Below are 280 nucleotides of genomic sequence, written 5' to 3'. Positions count from 1 at the left end.
AGCTTGTACAGGTCATCAGTAAAAGAGGTAAACGCTCGGACAGCGTCGTCATGCCGGGGGTCGACTGCGACAAAGTGCTCACGGCCGCCGATATCGATCGCAGCGCAATCGGGATGAACGACGGTGAAGCGTTGCTTGGAAGGCTTGCGCGCCATGATGAATCCTCGCAGGATAAAGGGCGCGCGGGACACACGGTGGCGAAAGGGTTCACTCTCTCATACGTGGTCACAGCTGATTCAGCTGATGCCTACAGGGACTTCACGCCGATACCGTGCGGATC

General features: G+C 57.9%; 1 pseudogene. It reads right to left on the bottom strand.

The features are described from left to right. Positions 1 to 155, bottom strand: a pseudogene (locus FQ664_RS25860) (IS110 family transposase); the annotation flags it as partial. Positions 156 to 280: the final 125 nt, after the last annotated feature.

Origin of the sequence: Pseudomonas persica, from assembly GCF_900291015.1 — a bacterium.
Taxonomy (GTDB): domain Bacteria; phylum Pseudomonadota; class Gammaproteobacteria; order Pseudomonadales; family Pseudomonadaceae; genus Aquipseudomonas.
The sequence above is the reverse complement of the archived record's forward strand: the minus strand, read 5'-3'. Positions and strand labels throughout refer to the sequence as shown.